We start from the raw sequence: 17,190 nt of genomic DNA, 5'->3' as shown, positions 1-17,190 counted from the left end.
GCGGAAGCTGTCAGGTGTGAGCCTCCGGAGCCTGCGGGCGAGCGTCACCCACGGCGTCGCCCTGCGCGGCGTCGCGCTGCGCGCCGCCCCTCACGGGCCGGGCCGACAGCACCTCCCCCACTTCCGCGATGTCGCGCATCTCACTCGGGTCACGCCCGTCGCTCACCTCACAGCCGTCCCACCGGGCCCGCCGCATGTCGAGCTTCGGCACATGCCCCTGGACTGCGCGCGAGGCCTGCCGCAGGGGGGTGCCCTCCTCGCGGTAGCGCTCAAGGGCGCGCAGTTCGTGGCCCGGCAGCAGGACACCGTCCGAGCGGACCACCCGCCACCACGGAACGCCTCCTCCGTAGAGGGCCATCACCCGTCCCACCTGGCGCGGGCCGCCCTCCTCAAGCCATTCGGCGACGTCCCCGTACGTCATCACGCGCCCCGGAGGGATCAGTTCCGCGACGTTCAGAACCCGTTCCGCGTACTCCGGAAGCGCCTGCTCCGTATCGTCGGGCGGCACCTGTCGCTCTCGGCTCTGCTCGCTCATCCGGACCATCCTGCCGTACCCCGCCGACACCGCGGCCGGCTCACCGCAGAGCGTTCCGCGGCGCCGCCGGGAAGGCGCCAAGTGTCGTTTCGTGACCACTTCGCGTCCTTGCGTTGCCCCCTGATGCCTCCCTGTAGCGACCCGGCATGCCACCATCGTGCGGGCGGTGACTGGTGATACGAGATCAAGAAGAGACGACGGAGCAGCAGGGCGTGCATCCCGATAAGAAGGCGGGCACCTCTGCGTCCGAGTCACGCCTGGACTCCGGTGAGCCCACCCCGAAGGACGGCAACGAGTGCTTCGACCCCGGTGACTGCGCCGACGGCGGGGCGCACGCCGACCGTGTGGAGGGCGACGAACCGCTCCTCTCCGCGCGCGTGCACCGCCCTTCCGACCTCATGCGGCTGCTCGTCGGCGTCCTCGCCATCGTCGTGCTCCTCGCGATCGCCGCGTTCGCGCACGGCACGACGTCCGGGCTCGAACAGGACATCGACAAGGGCACGGAGCAGGCACCCGACCTGCTGATCAAGGTGGCGGGTCTCGTCGCCAGCATCGGGGTGCTGCTCGTTCCCGTCGCGTTCGCCATCGAACGGCTGATCAAGCGGGACGGCCTGCGCATCGCCGACGGCGTCCTCGCGGCCGTCCTCGCGCACGGCGTGACCCTGGCCACCGACCTCTGGGTCGCCAAGGCCGCCCCCGACTCCATCCAGGACGCGCTCACCAAGCCGTCCCCCGCCGATCTCCACGCCTTCACCGATCCGGTGCACGGCTACCTCGCACCCGTCATCGCCTACATGACGGCCGTCGGCATGTCGCGCAGACCGCGCTGGCGCCTGGTGCTCTTCGTCGTGCTGCTGCTCGACGCGTTCACGATGCTGGTCACCGGCTATACGACGCCGTTCTCGATCCTGCTGACGGTGCTCATCGGCTGGACCGTGGCGTACGGCACGCTGTACGCGGTCGGCTCGCCGAACGTACGGCCCACCGGCCAGACGCTGCTCGCGGGTCTGCGGCACGTCGGTTTCCGCCCGGTGAGCGCCGCCCGCGAGGAGTCCCCGGACAGCGAGCACGGTGACCGGGGCCGCCGCTACTTCGTCACCCTGGAGGACGGACCGCCCCTGGACGTCACGGTCATCGACCGGGAGCAGCAGGCGCAGGGGTTCTTCTACCGCGTATGGCGACGGCTCACGCTGCGCGGCATCACCCAGCGGCGCAGCCTCCAGTCGCTGCGCCAGGCCCTGGAGCAGGAGGCCCTGCTCGCGTACGCGGCGATCGCCGCCGGCGCCAACGCGCCGAAGCTGATCGCCACCTCCGAGCTGGGTCCCGACGCGGTGATGCTCGTCTACGAGCACACGGGGGGCCGCTCCCTGGACTCCCTCCCGGACGAGGCGATCACCGACGAACTGCTGTGCGAGACCTGGCGGCAGGTGCGGGCTCTGCAATCCCGCCGGATCGCGCACCGCAGGCTGGCGGGCGACGCGGTCCTGGTGGATCGTTCCGGCACGGTGATCCTCACTGATCTGCGCGGCGGCGAGATCGCCGCGGGCGACCTGGTCCTGCGGATGGACATCGCCCAGCTGCTGACCGCCCTCGGCCTGCGCGTGGGCGCCGAGCGCGCGGTCGCGTCCGCCGTGGAGATCCTCGGCCCGGACGCGGTGGCCGACTGTCTGCCGCTGCTCCAGCCGATCGCCCTCACCCGCTCCACCCGCGGCACGCTGCGCAAGCTGGCCCGTGAACGGTCCCAGCGCGAGCGTGAGGCGGTCCTGGAGGCCTCCCGCAGGTCCCGGCAGGCCGCGCGCGCGGACGTGCCCGATGAGGCGCCCGAGGACGGCCGTACGGACAAACAGGTCCAGAAGACGGACAAGCAGGTCCAGAGGCAGGAGAAGCAGGCCGCCAAGCAGGAGCGGCAGGCCGAGAAGCAGGCCATAGACGAGGCTCTGGAGCAGGCGCGCGAGGAGGATCTGCTCACCCAGATCCGCCACCAGGTGCTGCTCATCCGCCCGACGGCGCCGGTTGAGCCCGCGCAGTTGCAGCGGATCAGGCCCCGCACCCTGATCAGTTTCATCGCCGGTGCGATCGGCGCGTACTTCCTGCTGTCACAGCTCACGCACGTCGAGTTCGGCACGCTCTTCCAGGAGGCCCAGTGGGGGTGGGTGGCCGCCGCCGTCGGGTTCTCCGCGCTGAGCTACTTCGCCGCCGCGATGAGCCTGCTGGGCTTCGTGCCGGAACGGGTGCCGTTCCTGCGGGCGGTGGCGGCGCAGGTCGCCGGGTCGTTCGTGAAGATCGTCGCGCCCGCCGCGGTCGGCGGTGTCGCGCTCAACACGCGGTTCCTGCAACGCTCCGGAGTGCGCTCGGGGCTCGCGGTGGCGAGCGTCGGGGCCTCGCAGCTCTTCGGTCTCGGGTCGCACATCCTGCTGCTGCTCGTCTTCGGTTATCTGACGGGTACGGAGAAGACGCCGTCGTTCACGCCGTCCCGCACGGTCATCGCCGGTCTTCTGTCGGTCGCGGTACTGGTCCTCGTGGTGACGGCGATCCCGTTCCTGCGGAAATTCGTCGTCACGCGCGTGCGGTCGCTTTTCGCGGGTGTCGTGCCGCGCATGCTGGACGTGCTCCAGCGACCGCAGAAGCTGCTCACCGGCATCGGCGGGATGCTCCTGCTGACCCTGATGTTCGTGCTCTGCCTGGACGCTTCGGTACGGGCCTTCGGCAATGATCAGATGACCTCGCTGAGCCTCGCGAGCGTCGCGGTGGTCTTCCTCGCGGGCAACGCGCTGGGGTCGGCGGCGCCGACGCCCGGTGGCGTGGGCGCGGTGGAGGCGACGCTGACGATCGGTCTGATCGCGGTCGGCGTCCCCAAGGACGTGGCGGCGCCCGCGGTGCTGCTCTACCGGCTCCTGACGTTGTGGCTTCCGGTGCTTCCGGGGTGGCTGTTCTTCAACCACCTCACAAGGAAGGGCCTGCTTTAGCGCTCCGCCGGGTGGGGCGGTTCGCTCCGCGGGAGGGCGCAGTGTGTCGTCTGCGGGCGCGTCGTGACTGGTCGCGCGGTTCCCCGTGCCCCCCAGGGGCACGCACCCCCGCCCTCACCCACACGGCCCGCGCCCCGAGCGCCCCGTCAGGACCCCCCGCAGGATGGGCACATGCCCTCACAGCCCCAGCCACGCGCCCGCGCCCTGGCCGCCGCCACCCTGCTCCTGTCCGCCACGCTCGCGGCGTGCGGCGGCAGCGACTCCGAGGACGAGGACCTGTCGGCTCAGAAGCTGAAATGGAAGGACTGCCCCGCTCCCGCCGCATCCGAGGGCGGGGGTGAGGCACCCTCCCCGCTGCCCGGCGGCGGGGAGTGGCAGTGCGCCACCATGAAGGCCCCTCTCGACTGGACGAAGCCGAAGGGCGGCACGATCGACATCGCGCTGATCAAGGCCACCGCGAGCGGCGACAAGAGCGACCGCGTCGGCTCGCTCGTCTTCAACTTCGGCGGCCCGGGCGGCTCGGGCATCACCACCCTGCCCGCCTTCGGTTCGGACTACGCCAACCTGCGCACCCGCTACGACCTGGTGAGCTTCGACCCGCGTGGCGTGGGCCGCAGCGCGGGTATCGAATGCGAGGACGACGAACAGCTCGACACGTACTTCCAGCAGGACTCGACACCCGACGACGACGCCGAGAAGAAGAAGCTGGTCGACAGCGTCAAGGCGTTCAACAGTGCCTGCGACAAGAACTCCGGCAAGACGCTCCCCCACGTCCGCACCACCGACACGGCCCGCGACATGGACCTGATGCGCCAGGTCCTGGGCGACGACAAGCTGCACTACTTCGGCATCTCGTACGGCACCGAACTCGGCGGCATCTACGCACACCTGTTCCCCAAGAAGGTCGGCCGGGCCGTCTTCGACGCGGTCGTCGACCCCACCCAGACCTCCGAGGAGGGCTCCCTCGGTCAGGCCAGGGGGTTCCAGCTCGCTCTCGACAACTTCGCGAAGGACTGCACCTCCAAAGCCGCGGACTGCCCGGTCGGCGACACGGAGAAGGACGTGAAGGACAGGATCGCCCAGTTCCTGGAGGACCTGGACAGCAAGCCGGTCGCCGGCCTCCCGCCCCGCGAGCTGACCCAGACCGCGGCCACCAACGGCATCGCGCAAGCCCTGTACTCCAAGGACTTCTGGCCGTACCTCACCCAAGGCCTCGAAGAGGCGTACGACGGTGACGGCAGGATCCTGATGTCGCTCTCGGACGCGATGAACGGCCGCGACGAGGACGGCAAGTACAACAACCTCCAGGCAGCCAACGTCTCCATCAACTGTGCCGACGACAAGGCGCGTTACGCCCCGCGGTACGTCGAGGAGAAACTGCCCGCCTTCCGGAAGGCATCACCGCTGTTCGGCGACTATCTGGCCTGGGGCATGCTCGCCTGCACCGACTGGGCGGTCGAGGGACAGGCCGACCACCCGGACGTCGGCGCGGCGGGCGCGCCGCCCATCGTCGTCATCGGCAACACCGGCGACCCGGCCACACCGTACGAGGGCGCCCGCAAGATGGCCGAGGCCCTCGGCAAGGGCGTCGGCGTCGAGCTGACGTACAAGGGCGAGGGGCACGGGGCCTACGACAGCAAGAACAAGTGCGTGCGCGAGGCGGTGGACGGCTATCTCCTCGACGGCGAGGTCCCAAAGACCGGAACCGTCTGCTCCTGACCTCTCGAACGGCCCACCCCGGTCACTGTCAGTGGTCCCGCCTACTATGGCTTGACTGTCTTCCAAGGGGGGAAGCGCCTTCATGCAGCGTTACGTACGGTCCGCGGCACTGGCCGCCGCGGGAATTCTGGTGGCGGGGCTCGCTGTCGGCTGCGACGGTTCTTCCGATGACCACAAGGGTCGAGGGAGGCAGGACGAGAAGGGCGCCGGCAAGGGTCTCGCGGCCCAGAAGCTGGACTGGGACCGCTGCAAGGCTCCCGAGGGCGGCACCGCGCCGGGCTCCGGCTGGCAGTGCGCCACCCTCAAGGTCCCGTTGGACTACGCCGAGCCGGACGGCGAGACCATCGGCATCGCCCTGATCCGCGGCAAGTCCACCGGCGAGGGCGACCGCATCGGCTCGCTCGTCTTCAACTTCGGCGGCCCCGGCGGCTCGGGCGTCTCCGGGCTGCCGTCCTTCGCCGACATGTACGGCACTCTGCGCGAGCGGTACGACCTGGTGAGCTTCGACCCGCGCGGGGTCGGCGCCAGCGAGGGCCTGCGCTGCCGCGACGACAAGACCACCCAGGCCGCCGAGGAGAAGGTCGACCTCACGCCGGACACCCCGGCTGAGGAGAAGGCGTACTTCAAGGACGCGGCGGACTTCGGAGCGGGCTGCGCGCGCGGTGCGAAGAAGCTCATCGGTCATGTGTCGACCGTCGAGGCCGCCCGCGACATGGACCTCATGCGCCAGGTCCTCGGCGACGACAAGCTGCACTACATGGGCGTCTCGTACGGCACCGAACTCGGTGGTACGTACGCACACCTGTTTCCCAAGCGCGTCGGCCGCCTCGCCATGGACGCGGTCGTCGACCCCAGCGCGGACTCGGTCGGCCACGCGGAGAACCAGGCGCGGGGCTTCCAGCGCGCCCTCGACAACTACTTCAAGTCCCGCGGCCAGGACCCGAAGGCGGGCACCGCGAAGATAGCGAAGCTTTTCGACCGGCTGGACGCCGAGCCGATGCGTACCTCGGGCGACCGCAAGCTGACCGAGTCCCTGGCGAGCACGGGCATCCTGGTCACGCTGTACAGCAAGCAGACCTGGCCCGCGCTGACCCGCGGCCTCCAGGACGCCGAGAAGGGCGACGGCACCACGCTGCTGCGCCTCGCCGACGCCTACAACGAACGCGACGCCTCCGGCCGCTACAGCACGCAGAACCACGCGCAGCGGACGATCTCCTGTCTGGACGCCAAGGCGCGGTCCACTCCGGAGGAGGCCAGCAAGCGTCTGGACCGGTTCCGTGGGATCTCACCGGTCTTCGGCGCGTTCATGGCCTGGGACACGGCGGGCTGGTGCCACCGGTGGCCGGTGGCCGGTCAGCACGACTCCCCCGAGGTGAGCGCCCCGGGCGCGGCCCCGATCCTGGTCATCGGTAACACCGGCGACCCGGCCACCCCGTACGAGGGCGCCCGCAAGATGGCGGACGAGCTGGGCAAGGGCGTCGGCGTCCACATGACCTGGAAGGGCGAGGGCCATGGCGCGTACGGCAACGGCAGCGACTGCGTGGACGACACGGTCGACGACTACCTGCTGAAGGGCAAGGCTCCGAAGGACGGCAAGGTCTGCGAGTCCTGACCGGCACATGACGAAGGCCCCGCACCGGATGGTGCGGGGCCTTTCGCCTGACAGATCTAGTAGACCGGCTTCTCGGGCTCGATCTGGTGGACCCATCCGATCACGCCGCCGCCCACGTGCACCGCGTCCGAGAAGCCCGCCGACTTCAGGACGGCGAGGACTTCCGCACTGCGGACACCCGTCTTGCAGTGCAGGACGATCTTCTTGTCCTGCGGCATGCTCTCCAGGGCGGTGCCCATGAGGAACTCGTTCTTGGGGATCAGCTTGGCGCCGGGGATCGAGACGATCTCGTACTCGTTGATCTCGCGGACGTCGATGATCTCGATGTTCTCGCCCTCGTCGATCCACTCCTTGAGCTGCTTGGGAGTGATCGTCGAGCCGGCCGCCGCCTCCTGGGCCTCCTCGGAGACGACGCCGCAGAAGGCCTCGTAGTCGATCAGCTCGGTGACGGTGGGGTTCTCGCCGCAGACCGCGCAGTCGGGGTCCTTGCGGACCTTGACCTGGCGGTACTGCATCTCCAGGGCGTCGTAGATCATCAGGCGGCCGACCAGCGGCTCGCCCGTGCCCGTGAGGACCTTGATCGCCTCGGTGACCTGGATGGAGCCGATCGACGCGCAGAGCACGCCGAGCACGCCGCCCTCGGCGCAGGAGGGGACCATGCCGGGCGGCGGGGGCTCGGGGTAGAGGCAGCGGTAGCAGGGGCCGTGCTCGGACCAGAAGACCGACGCCTGGCCGTCGAAGCGGTAGATCGAACCCCAGACGTACGGCTTGTTGAGGAGCACGCACGCGTCGTTGACCAGGTAGCGCGTCGCGAAGTTGTCCGTGCCGTCGACGATCAGGTCGTACTGGCTGAAGATGTCCATCACGTTGTCGGCCTCGAGCCGCTCTTCGTGGAGGATCACGTTCACGTACGGGTTGATGCCGAGGACCGAGTCCTTCGCGGACTCCGCCTTCGAGCGGCCGATGTCGGCCTGGCTGTGGATGATCTGCCGCTGGAGGTTGGACTCGTCGACCTCGTCGAACTCGACGATGCCGAGCGTGCCGACACCGGCCGCGGCCAGGTACATCAGCGCCGGGGACCCGAGGCCACCGGCGCCGACACACAGCACCTTGGCGTTCTTCAGCCGCTTCTGCCCGTCCATCCCGACATCCGGGATGATCAGGTGGCGGGAGTACCTGCGGACCTCGTCGACGGTGAGCTCAGACGCGGGCTCGACCAGGGGTGGCAGCGACACGGGGACTCCGTTGGTCGGTATTTCGGAACGGTTGTTCTTTCCGTAACACTGCCACGCCCTTCTTCATTCCGAGACACCCGTTCCGATACGCGAGACGATTTCGTCCCAGTAACCGGGCATGGACTCCCAGGGGTCGCCCGCGCCGGCCCCTTCCACGCGGTCGGTTCCCACGCGGTCGGTGAAGTAGATCGTCGAGGCGCCCTGCCAGCGGGCGATGCGCAGCGCCTCCTCCAGGTGGCCGCGCGGCATGCCGTGCACGAAGTGGCAGAAGCGCTCGGGCGGGTAGTCGGCGGTCCACTCGGCCACCTGCGACCAGCGGTAGTCGCTCCAGGGGCCGGCGAAGGTCACCAACTGGTCGCCCGTTTCGGCGTATCCGGGGTACGGATGTGTGCCGTGGCCGAGCACGATGTGGGCGTGGTCGACCAGCGCGCGCAGTGTGGTGACGGTCCTGCGCACCTCCGGGAGCGCCGCCCGCTCCGTGGGACAGCGGTCCAGCGAGAAGCCGTCGACCTGATACCAGTCGAGGTAGCGGTGCGCGTCGGAGACCAGCTCCCCGAAGGGGCGGGCGCCGTGCCGGGCGTCGAGGTGGCCGAGTACGCGGACGCCTCCGTTCCGCAGGCGTCCCGCCGCCTCCAGGCAGTGCGGGTCGGGCCGCTCACCCGGGCCGTTCGCGACGTTCAGGACAACCCATTTCAAAGGGGTGCCGGGCCGGGTGAGTTCGCCCCATTCGAGGGGGGCGACGAGGGGGTGGGCGAACCCCGGGATGCCGAAGCCGAGGCGTATGCCGGTGTCGGTGGCGCCCCTTGCGGTCCTGGTCAGATGCGGCATGCGGCCTCCATCCAGATGTCGGCGAGTGACTCTTCGAGGTTGATGCGGGGCCGCCAGCCGAGGCGGTCGCGCGCGGTGCGCACATCGGCCTGCTGCCAGCTGCCGCAGCCGTCCGGGTAGGGGTACGCGGCAGGGGCACCGTGTTCCCCTTCGGCGCGGGGGTGGCCGATGACCGCCCGCACGGGCACCTGGTCCAGTTCGTGCAGGGCGCCGCCGTACCCGGCGACGCGGGCGAGGACGGCGGCGGCGTCGCGCAGCCGTACGGCACGCCCCGCGCCGATGTTCACGATGCCCTGGGCGGCGGAGAGCGAGGCCGCGTGCACGGCCCGCGCGACATCGCGTACGTCGACGAAGTCCCGCTGCACACCGAGGCCGCCGAGCTTCAACTCGCCGTCCCCCGCCTGCATCGCGCGCCGCATGGCCTCGGCGAGCCGCCCGAGCGGTGACCCGGCGGGCGTGCCGGGTCCGGCGGGTGAGAAGACCCGTAGGACGACGGCGTCGAGTCCGGAACCGAGTACGAGCTCGGTCGCGGCGAGTTTGCTGACGCCGTAGGGCCCGCCGGGCCGCGGCACGGCGTCCTCCGCGGTGGAGGAGCCCGGCTGGCTCGGCCCGTACTCGGCGCCGCAGCCGAGCTGCACCAGGCGTGCCCCGCAGCCGCTGCGGCGCAGGGCCTCGCAGATGGTGGCGACGGCGACGGTGTTGTGCCGGGTCAGCTCGCGGGCTCCGCCGCGGGTGGCGCCCGCGCAGTTGATGACGACGCCCGGGTGCACGGCGTCCAGGAAGCGCGTGAGCGCGCCGGGGCTTCCGCTGGCGAGGTCGAACCGTACGTCCGAGTCGTCGCCGCGGCCGAGGGCGGTGAGCTGCACCGCGGGGTCGGCGAGCAGCCGGTCTGCGACGAACCGGCCGAGGTATCCGTTGGCTCCGATCAGCAGCACCCTCATCGGGCGCCTCCGGGGGTGGCCGCTCGGAGGCGGAGACGGCTGCGGGTGGTCATCTGGTGTTCTCCTTCGAGGTGTTGCCATGGGTCACGGGGTCACGCCCGCGGTGTCGGCCCCGCGGGAGAGTGGTCTGGTCGGTCTGTGGGCGGCGGGCTCAGGTCATGGCGCCGGGGCCGGCGTGGGCCGAGGCCAGGGTCAGGGTCCTGGCCGCGTGGATCAGGAGGGCGAGGGCCGCGGCCCCGCACACGGCGGCGGGGACGGCACCGGGGCCCCAGCTGTCGACGACTGCCGTGACGGGCGCCGCCAGCGCGTCGCATCCCGGCAGGCGCCCCGCGAACACCAGGGCTGGTGCCGCCACTTCGCAAGCTCCGGCCGCGCCGAGCAGCAGGGCGGGCGCCCGGGCGAAGCCGTGTGCGGCGAGCAGCCGCACGAGCAGCAGTAGGGCGCCGAGGGCACCGGCCCCGGTGAGGGCCGAGGGGTTCTCGGCCGTGCCGAGCACCGCGTCCGCCGCCGCGTCCGTCGCCGCGAGCGATACCCCGAGGGCGGCGAGGAACAGCACGACGATGCCGAGCAGCAACGGCCTTACGGAGGCGGCGAACTCATCGAGTCCACGGCTGGCCACGAGCCGTCCCCTGGCCCGTGCGGCGAAGAGCCGGGCGCACCAGGTCGCGGGCGCGACGGCCAGGGTGAGGCCGAGGGCGGTGGCGGTGGCGGGCTGCCAGAGGTCGCCCGGTCCGTCGGGGCCGCCCGCGACAGCGTTCGTCAGCAGCCCGTCGCCCAGTAGGGCGTACGCGATGAGCCAGCACACCCACGCGCGCGTGGCGGGTGTCAGGGGGGTGGCGGCGCGCAGCGGTCCGTCGCGCAGGGCCACCCGCAGCGCCAGGGCCACGGCGAGCGCGCCGCCGACCGTCACCGCGGCCCGGGTGGCCCCGGCGGTCACCTCGGCCCCCGCGACGGCTGCCGCGCACGCCGCGCCGGGCAGCAGTGCGAACAAGGCCCATCCGGGGCGTACTTGGGGTGCGTGGTGTACGTCGGTACCGTCACCGGCGCCGGGGCGTGCGCGGCTGCTGTCGTCGTCGCGGGGCACGCGCGCGTACATCTCCTCGGCGAGGGCGAACACGTCGCGGTGCCGGTAGCGCGCGGCGGCCCGGTCGGTCACGCCGTGCGCCTCCAGGCCCGCCGCGATCTCCAGCGGGTCCACGGCTCGCGCGCACAGGTCGCGGTGGCGGTGCATCAGGGCTTTCACGGGGTCGGCGGCACCGTGCGAGGTCGTGCCCCGGCCCGGTCGGCCCCACTCCTGCGCTCCGCCCCGACCACCGCCCACCCCGCGCGCCTCTCCGGAAGTGGCGAGGGCGGGGCTGTCGGGAGGGACGGCGGGGGGAGTGTCAGGGGGGCCGACGGTTACGAGGGGGAGCCTCGGGGCGTCGGTTTCGGGGGTGGTGGGGCTGGGAGTTGTGCCCGCGGCCCGAGCCGCCTCGCCCCCGCGTCCCCCGGCGCCCCCCTCACCCCGCCGAGCACCGAGACACGTGGCGTCCGCGTCCCCCTCGTCCCGTACGACCCCTTCGTGCCCCCGCCCATTCCATCCGCTCTCCCCCTCTTCGTCGTCGCCGTCGCCACCGCCCCGGAAGCCCCCCTCCCCGAAGCCGGGAATGGACCGTCCCGAGACGGGAGCCTCGCCGGTGCCCGGCAGGCCTGGCGCCTCGCCGGCGGGCTGCGTCAGCGCCTCGGTCGCCAGTAGTTCCTCCGAGCCCGACTCCCACCCGCCGGCCCCCCTCGGGGTCCGCGGCACCTCCACGCCCCCGGCGCTCAACCGCCGTGTCATACGACCGCCCCCTTCAACTGATGGCGTTCATCAGCCCGTTGGCCGGAGGTGCCCGCCCAGCTCGGCACTCCGTCGCCCTCCGCTCCCGACGCGGACGCGGATGCGCACGCGGCCGCGGGGCCCACCGCGACCGCCCACCGCCCCGGCATGTACGCCTCGGCCGGGTGGGCGAACGGAACCGGCTCGCCCGCCTCGTCCAGGGCGTCCCTGCGCACCGGGCAGTGCGAGACGATCTCCAGGTAAATGCCGCGAAATGCCGCCACGTTCTGCTCGACGGTGAAGAGTTCGAGGGCCCGCGCCCGCGCCGCCGCCCCCAGGCGCGCGCACCGGGCGGGGTCGCGCAGGAGCGCCACGCACGCCTCCGCGAGCGCCCGCGGATTGCGCGGCGGCACGACGAGGCCCGTACCGCCGATCACCTCCACCACCGCGCCGACGTCCGTCGAGACGGTCGCGCGCCCGCAGAACATGGCCTCGACCAGGCTGATCGGGAAGCCTTCGACCACGCTGGAGAGCACGATCACCCCGCCCGCGGCGTACGCCTCGGCGAGATCCGGCGCCTGGGGTCCGCCGATCTCCTCGAAGGAGACGGGGTTGTCGCCGACGGCGTGCGCCCCCTCCGCCTCGTCGGGGAAGAGCTGCGCGGCGAGCGCCCGGCACTGGGCGAGGTAGTCGACAGCCTCGGGCCCCTCGGCGGGCGCCGCGACAATCCGCAGGCGTGCCCCCGGCTCCTCCCCGCGGACCTCGGCGAAGGCGTGGAGCAGTGAGATCAGGTCCTTGGCGGGCTCGACGCGGCCGACCCACAGGAGTGTGCGAGGGACCGCGGCGAGGTCGTCGTAGCCCCGCTCGCCGATCTCGGAGAAGCGGCCGGACTCCATGCCGGGGTAGACCGTGCGCAGCTTGGCACGGTCGGCGCCGCACCGCTCCTGCCAGCGGCGGGCGTGGGTGTTGCCGGGGGTGATGAGCACGGCCTGGTCGTACACCTCGGCGGTGAGGAGGCCGTGGAAGGAGGCGAGGAGCGCCCGTGCCGGTGCGCTCAGGTCCATGCCGCCCGCGGCGAGGTGGTGCGCGCGCAGCTGTACGCCGTACTCGGTGACGAGGAGCGGCACCCCGGCGAAGTGCTTGGCGAGCAGTCCGGGCAGCGCCGCGGGCCCGCCGGACGTGGCGTGGCAGAGGTCGGCGGCGCCGAGCGCGTCGTCGCCGTACCAGTCGAGGGAGAGCGGCCGCAGCGCCCGCTCGATCCGGGCTGCGGCGACGAGCAGGTCGGACACCCGGGCGGTGCGGGCGGCGCGCAGTGCGCCGGGCGCGCGGCAGGCGCTCTCCAGGGCGCGCACGACGGTCTCCGAGCGCAGCGCGCCGACCAGTCCGCCCTCGTCGCGGGCGAGTTCGGCGAGTCCGTACAGCGCGTTGGCGAAACGGTCCGCCACGAGGTCGGAGCCCGCCCCCGGCGCGGTTCCTCGGCTCCCACTCCCCCCCGCGCCCAAGCCGTCCGCCCCGCCCCGGCACACCACGTCCGCCAGCTCTTTGAAGCACTCCGCGAACCGCCGGCGCGCCTGCCGTCCGCGCCCGCCGCGGGGCCCGGCGGCACGGAGCGCCTCGTCGTCGAGGGTCCACAGCGGAGCCGTGCGCACCCGGGTGACCTGGGGCGGGAGTTCGACCTGGCCCCGCGCCTCCTGCCGCTCGTCGCGGCTGAGGGCGTAGACGTCGAACTCGTGCTGCCCGAGTCCGCGTACGAGCCGGTCGCACCAGAGCCGGCCCTCACCGTTCACGTACGGGTAGCCACCCTCCGTAAGCAGTGCGACGCGCACGAGTGCACCCCCGATCTCCCGTCTGGGGAGCCGCCGTTTAGTCGGCGGCTCACAGCGGGACGAACGTATGCGGTCATGCCGGTGGCGCGACGGACGGTTGTCCATCGCGCCACCAGAAGGGGTGAACGGCCGTGACTTTCCCGCGCCGGTAGCGTTCTGTCGCGCTATAGCGCCCCGGAGGCCCTCCGCCGTCGCGGAGGGTCAGGCCGCGGCCAACTCCTTGCGGGACTCGCGTCGCCGCGCGGCCGCCTCGGGGTCGAGCGAGGGGACGGCCGCGAGCAGCGCTCTCGTGTACGGATCCCGCGGTGAGCCGTAGACCTCGTCGACGGTTCCGTACTCGACGATCCGGCCCCGCCGCATCACCGCGACCCGGTCGCTGACCTGGCGTACGACCGCGAGATCGTGCGCGATGAAGACGAGCGCGAGCCCGAGTTCCCGCTGCAACCGGGCGAGCAGGTCGGTCACCTGCGCCTGCGTGGTCACGTCGAGCGCGGACACCGGCTCGTCGCACACGATGACGCGCGGCTCGGCGGCGAGCGCACGCGCGATGCCGACGCGCTGCCGCTGTCCGCCGCTGAACTCGTGCGGGTAGCGGTCGTAGTACGCCGGTTCGAGCCCGACGCGCTCCAGCAGCTCGCGCACCCGCCTCCGTACGAAGGTGTCGCTCTCGCCCCGGGCGCGCAGCGGGTCGGCGACGGACTCGCCGATCGAGCGGCGTGGGTTGAGGGAGGCGACGGGGTCCTGGAACACCATCTGCACCTGCGGGTCCACCCGGCCGCCGGGCTTCTCCGCGCCCCCGTGGAGGAGGCGCCCCGCGCTCGGTTCGAGAAGGCCCACGAGCATGCGCCCCAGCGTCGTCTTGCCGCTGCCGCTCTCGCCCACGACGCCGAGGGTCTCTCCTCGGCGGACGGTGAGCGAGACATCGTCGACGGCGATGACGGCGCGCTTCCCGCGCCCGAACTCCCGCCGCAGCCCTACCGCTTCGAGCACGACCTCGCCCGCCTCACCGGCGGGCGCCGCCAGCGGCGAGTCCACCCGGGGCACGGCCCCCAGAAGCTCCCGGGTGTACGGCTCCCGGGGCGTGGCGAGGACGTCCCGCACCGCACCCCGTTCCACCGCGCGCCCGCCCCGCATGACCAGGACCTCGTCCGCGCTCTCCGCCGCGACGCCCACGTCGTGGGTGACCAGGAGCAGGCCCATGCCGGTGTCGTCCCGCAGCGTGTGCAGCAGGTCGAGGATCTGGGCCTGGACGGTGACGTCGAGGGCGGTGGTCGGCTCGTCGGCGATCAGGAGGGCCGGGTCGCACGCCAGCGCCATGGCGATGAGCGCGCGTTGGCGCATGCCGCCGCTGAACTCGTGCGGTCGCGAGCGCGAGCGGCGTACGGCGTCGGGAATGCCGACGCGGTCGAGCGCGTCCACGGCACGCGCGCGTGCCGCACGCCGGGACGCCCCGGTGTGCACGCGGTGCACCTCGGCGATCTGGTCGCCCACCGCGTAGTACGGGTCGAGGGAGGAGAGCGGGTCCTGGAAGACCATCGCCGCCCTTCCGCCGCGCAGCCGCCGCAGTTCGGCTTCGGTCGCCTCCTGTACGTCGATGCCGTCGACCCGCACGGATCCGCTGACGCGGGCGCCCGTGCCCCGGTGGAGCCCGAGCAGCGCGGACGCCACGGTGGACTTCCCGGACCCCGACTCGCCGACGAGGGCGAGCGCGCCGCCCGCCTCAAGGGTGAAGGAGAGACCGTCGACGGCGCGCACTCCGGTCCCGAACTCCACGGAGAGATCGTTGACTCGTACAAGGCTCACGACAGCACCACCCTTCGGTCGGCCACCGCGTACAGCACGTCCGCGACGGCATTGGCGAGCACCACGAAGAAGCCGGTGACCATGACGAGGCCGACCACCACCGGCAGGTCGACGACCTTCACGGCGTGGACGAGTTCGCGCCCGAGGCCGGGGAGGCCGAACAGCGTCTCGCTGAGCATGGCGCCGCCGAACATCGACCCGACGTCGTTGGCGGTCAGGGCGATGACGGGTGCCGCGGCGCCCCGCAGCGCGTGCTTGCCGATGATCGACCGCTCCCCCACGCCGTACGCGCGAAAGGTCCGCACGTGGTCGTCGGCGAGTGTCTCCAGCATCGAGGAGCGGGTCAGCCGCGCGTACTTGGCGGCCTCGATCAGGGCGAGCGACAGCCAGGGCAGCAGCAGGTTCCACGCCCACTGCGTCGGGTCGTCGCCGAAGTCGACGTACTGCGGGAAGGGCAGCCACTGGAGCTGACCGCAGACCACGATCATCAGCAGCAGGCCGATCACGAAGACGGGGGTGGCGGTGCCCGCGAGCGTGAGGGCGGTCAGGACGCGCTCGCTGAGCCGGCCGCGCCGCCAGGCGGAGAGCACGCCGGTGCCCACGCCCAGGATCAGCCACATCACCATCGCGCCCAGCGCCAGCGACGCCGTGACCGGCAGCTTCGCCACGATCATCGCGCTGACCTGCTGGTCGCTCTGGTAGGAGACGCCGAGGCAGGGTGCCTCGCAGTGCTCCACGCCGGTGCCGGTCGAGTAGTCGTGGCCGGTGAGGACGCCCTGGAGGAAGTCCCAGTAGCGGACGTACAGCGGGTCGTCGAGGCGTAGTTGCTCGGTGACCTGCTGGACCTGTGCGGGCGAGCAGCGTGGGCCGCAGGTGATCTGGGCGACGTCTCCGGGAGCGACGTAGAACACCACGTAGATGATCACGGAGAGGGCGAGGAGGGTGACCAGGGCGCCGACGAGGCGCCGCAGCAGGAAGGCGGAGAGCCGCGCGAGGTCCGTCATGCCCGGGCCTCCCGCTTGCGGCCCGTCCCGATCCGCAGCCGCGAGGCGGCCCGCGGATCGAGCGCCGCGCGCACCCCGTCGCCGAGGACGGTGAGGGCGAGCACGGTCACGAACAGCGCGCCCGCGGGCAGCAGTAGGTACTGCGGCGCCGCCTGGTACCAGACGTCGGCGGCCGTGAGCATCTGGCCCCACGAGGGCGTCGGCGGCTTCACGCCGACGCCGAGGAAGGAGAGCGCGGCCTCGACCGTGATGTTCACGGGCACGAGCAGCGCCGCGTACGTGATGACGGGCGCGGCGAGCGCGGGCAGCAGTTCGCGCCGGGCGATGCGCACGGGCCCCCAGCCGCTGAGCCGTGCCGCGGCCACGTGGTCGAGTTCCCTGAGCGTGACGGTCTGCGCGCGCACGATCTTGGCCATGTTGCCCCAGGCGACGAGGCCGATGACCAGGGCGACGAGCACGGGCCGCGGGAAGCCCGCCGGCACGACCGCCATCAGGGCGAGCGCCAGGACCATCAGCGGCAGGGCGATGATGACGTCGGTGGCGCGGCTGAGCACCTGGTCCACCCAGCGGTTGCCGAACCCGGCCGCCACGCCGACCGCGACGCCGACGAACACCTGCACGACGGTCGCGGCGAGCGCGACGCCGAGGGAGACCCGTGCCCCGTACACGAGGCGGGCGAAGAGGTCGCGGCCGGTCTGCGGTTCGACGCCGAGCCAGTGCTCGCCGCTGATGCCGCCGAACGGGCCGACCGGCACACCGCCGCGCGCCGAGTCGATGAGGTCCGGGTGGTACGTGGTGGGGTCCTGCCCCTCCAGGGCCGTGAGCAGCGGCGCGGCGAGCGCCACGAGGACGAGCAGCGCGACGACGCCCGCCGCGACGAGGGCGGCGCGCCGCTCGCGCAGCCGCCGCCAGAAGATCGTCAC

At 72.3% G+C, this 17,190-nt stretch carries 11 protein-coding genes and 1 pseudogene; 3 read left to right on the top strand and 9 right to left on the bottom strand.

Translation table 11 applies throughout. The features are described from left to right. Positions 1-148: 148 nt before the first annotated feature. Positions 149-535: pseudogene (locus CP975_RS23500) on the bottom strand (MGMT family protein); the annotation flags it as partial. Between the two features lie 212 nt (positions 536-747). On the opposite strand from CP975_RS23500, the gene CP975_RS23495 reads away from it, so the two are divergent. The 3 genes from CP975_RS23495 to CP975_RS23485 all read left to right on the top strand — a co-directional run bounded on the left by CP975_RS23495 (position 748) and on the right by CP975_RS23485 (position 6,832). Further along, on the top strand, positions 748-3,501 hold the full coding sequence (locus CP975_RS23495; protein WP_425474271.1) for a lysylphosphatidylglycerol synthase domain-containing protein: 2,754 nt from the start codon (positions 748-750) through the stop codon (positions 3,499-3,501). A gap of 171 nt (positions 3,502-3,672) precedes the next feature. Then, on the top strand, positions 3,673-5,220 hold the full coding sequence (locus tag CP975_RS23490) for an alpha/beta hydrolase (RefSeq protein ID WP_150477311.1): 1,548 nt from the start codon (positions 3,673-3,675) through the stop codon (positions 5,218-5,220). Positions 5,221-5,302: 82 nt separating this feature from the next. Continuing rightward, positions 5,303-6,832: an alpha/beta hydrolase gene (locus tag CP975_RS23485; RefSeq protein WP_055535865.1), complete on the top strand. Its 1,530-nt coding sequence runs from the start codon at positions 5,303-5,305 to the stop codon at positions 6,830-6,832. A 56-nt stretch (positions 6,833-6,888) separates the two neighbouring features. Here CP975_RS23485 and moeZ read toward each other — a convergent pair whose 3' ends face one another. The 8 genes from moeZ to CP975_RS23445 all read right to left on the bottom strand — a co-directional run bounded on the left by moeZ (position 6,889) and on the right by CP975_RS23445 (position 17,190). Next, on the bottom strand, positions 6,889-8,067 hold the full coding sequence (gene moeZ / locus CP975_RS23480; protein WP_055535863.1) for an adenylyltransferase/sulfurtransferase MoeZ: 1,179 nt from the start codon (positions 8,065-8,067) through the stop codon (positions 6,889-6,891). A 63-nt stretch (positions 8,068-8,130) separates the two neighbouring features. Beyond that, positions 8,131-8,895 carry a spherulation-specific family 4 protein gene (locus CP975_RS23475; RefSeq protein ID WP_055535861.1) on the bottom strand — a complete coding sequence of 255 codons (765 nt, stop codon included), beginning with the start codon at positions 8,893-8,895 and terminating at the stop codon, positions 8,131-8,133. Continuing rightward, positions 8,883-9,836: an NAD-dependent epimerase/dehydratase family protein gene (locus CP975_RS23470; protein ID WP_055535859.1), complete on the bottom strand. Its 954-nt coding sequence runs from the start codon at positions 9,834-9,836 to the stop codon at positions 8,883-8,885. The genes CP975_RS23475 and CP975_RS23470 overlap by 13 nt, the downstream gene beginning before the upstream one ends. 151 nt (positions 9,837-9,987) lie before the next feature. Beyond that, the gene (locus CP975_RS23465; RefSeq protein ID WP_342787975.1) at positions 9,988-11,079 is read right to left on the bottom strand and encodes a hypothetical protein; all 1,092 of its coding nucleotides are present in this window, start codon (positions 11,077-11,079) and stop codon (positions 9,988-9,990) included. 572 nt (positions 11,080-11,651) lie between these two features. After that, positions 11,652-13,460: a DUF3492 domain-containing protein gene (locus CP975_RS23460; protein WP_150477310.1), complete on the bottom strand. Its 1,809-nt coding sequence runs from the start codon at positions 13,458-13,460 to the stop codon at positions 11,652-11,654. Positions 13,461-13,661: 201 nt separating this feature from the next. Then, entirely contained in the window at positions 13,662-15,263 is a 1,602-nt protein-coding gene (locus CP975_RS23455; RefSeq protein WP_055535439.1) for a dipeptide ABC transporter ATP-binding protein, read from the bottom strand. Continuing rightward, positions 15,260-16,267 carry an ABC transporter permease gene (locus CP975_RS23450; protein WP_055535437.1) on the bottom strand — a complete coding sequence of 336 codons (1,008 nt, stop codon included), beginning with the start codon at positions 16,265-16,267 and terminating at the stop codon, positions 15,260-15,262. Before CP975_RS23450 ends, CP975_RS23455 begins: the two co-directional genes overlap by 4 nt. After that, positions 16,264-17,190: an ABC transporter permease gene (locus CP975_RS23445; protein ID WP_246201608.1), complete on the bottom strand. Its 927-nt coding sequence runs from the start codon at positions 17,188-17,190 to the stop codon at positions 16,264-16,266. The genes CP975_RS23450 and CP975_RS23445 overlap by 4 nt, the downstream gene beginning before the upstream one ends.

This window comes from Streptomyces alboniger, assembly GCF_008704395.1.
Lineage (GTDB): Bacteria > Actinomycetota > Actinomycetes > Streptomycetales > Streptomycetaceae > Streptomyces > Streptomyces alboniger.
Note: the sequence above shows the minus strand (reverse complement) of the source record. Positions and strands in the feature narration are given on the sequence as shown.

What these genes read in the sequence shown, in the direction of transcription:
- CP975_RS23470 (WP_055535859.1), bottom strand. Translation starts at nt 9,836, where the DNA reads ATGAGGGTGCTGCTGATCGGAGCCAACGGATACCTCGGCCGGTTCGTC.
- CP975_RS23485 (WP_055535865.1), top strand. Translation starts at nt 5,303, where the DNA reads ATGCAGCGTTACGTACGGTCCGCGGCACTGGCCGCCGCGGGAATTCTG.
- CP975_RS23475 (WP_055535861.1), bottom strand. Translation starts at nt 8,895, where the DNA reads ATGCCGCATCTGACCAGGACCGCAAGGGGCGCCACCGACACCGGCATA.
- CP975_RS23490 (WP_150477311.1), top strand. Translation starts at nt 3,673, where the DNA reads ATGCCCTCACAGCCCCAGCCACGCGCCCGCGCCCTGGCCGCCGCCACC.
- CP975_RS23450 (WP_055535437.1), bottom strand. Translation starts at nt 16,267, where the DNA reads ATGACGGACCTCGCGCGGCTCTCCGCCTTCCTGCTGCGGCGCCTCGTC.